The following is a 1,066-nucleotide window of genomic DNA, read 5'->3' on the forward strand; positions in this document are numbered from 1 at the left end:
TTATAATTGTTATAAAATTGTTCGATGTATTCAAAGCAAGAGAGTTGAACTTCTTGAATGGAGTGATAAGTTCATAATTACATTAACGCAAAAAAATATGTTCAAACTTTGACCGAAGATGAAGTTAAAAATTTGTGTTTTGAAGTCAAAGATTTATACGAAGATGTCTTAAAAGAATTTGAAATTAAGCTCTAATTTTTTTCAAAAAGGGGGATTGGGGGACACCACCAAAAATAAAAAGATTCGTCTGAAACGAACAAAAATAAAATTGGAAATTTTAGATTTTGTGAGTGAAAGATGAATACTTTTTACTGTACTTGGGTACCCAAGTACGAAGTTCACTAAAGACACTAACCCCCTATTTTAAGCTTTTATAGTTGACAGTATTTTGAAAGGTTGACAAGATGAAAATAATCGAAAATCGTGAGAGAAGTATACAGAAAAAATTCTTCGTAAATGAAAAAGAGAACGAAAGAATTAAATTGATGATGAGAAAAACTGGTATCACTAATTTTTCTATTTTTGCTAGACGAGCCTGTTGCAATAAAGAGATTTTTTCTATTGATTTTTCAGAATATAAAAATATTATTTCTGAAATTTCTGCGACAAAATCTGAACTAAAACGTATCGGAAATAATATCAATCAAATTGCTAAACATTTAAACGAAAATAAAAATAATCAGACAAAAGAATTGATGTCTGATTATCAAAAGCAATTAGAAAACTTGGAAAATAAAATTCAAAAAGTTGTTCATTTTATTTCGGAGAGGGAGTAAAAATGACAGTGAGTTATATGCCAAAACAATCGAACGGAACAGTTCATTCTTCAACAGTTGTGAGCTGTTTTTTGAATGCTGATGAATAGTGAGATTAGAGCAGGTCATAAATAAGGGTCATATTTAAAAGCTAAAATTGTACGTTTTAGTCAATTACATACAAGGGTTCTGTTGCAAAGTTTTAAATAAAGAATAAAATCCCTTACGGTATCTATGATTTAGGCTGTTATTCCCATTAATACCTTGATTTCAGTAGACACCGAAAAGCCGAAGAGAGTGCCTTCTTTTCG

At 29.6% G+C, this 1,066-nt stretch carries 1 protein-coding gene and 1 pseudogene; one reads left to right on the top strand and one right to left on the bottom strand.

What is annotated here, in order from left to right; genetic code table 11:
• Positions 1–404: 404 nt before the first annotated feature.
• Complete coding sequence (locus ABT053_RS43395) at positions 405–776, top strand: plasmid mobilization protein (RefSeq protein WP_350978048.1); 372 nt, start codon at positions 405–407, stop codon at positions 774–776.
• A 218-nt stretch (positions 777–994) separates the two neighbouring features.
• On the opposite strand, the pseudogene ABT053_RS43400 reads toward ABT053_RS43395, so the two are convergent.
• Positions 995–1,066 (bottom strand): annotated as a pseudogene (locus ABT053_RS43400) (IS6 family transposase); the annotation flags it as partial.

Source organism: Streptosporangium sp. NPDC002524 (assembly GCF_040295985.1).
GTDB lineage: Bacteria > Actinomycetota > Actinomycetes > Streptosporangiales > Streptosporangiaceae > Streptosporangium.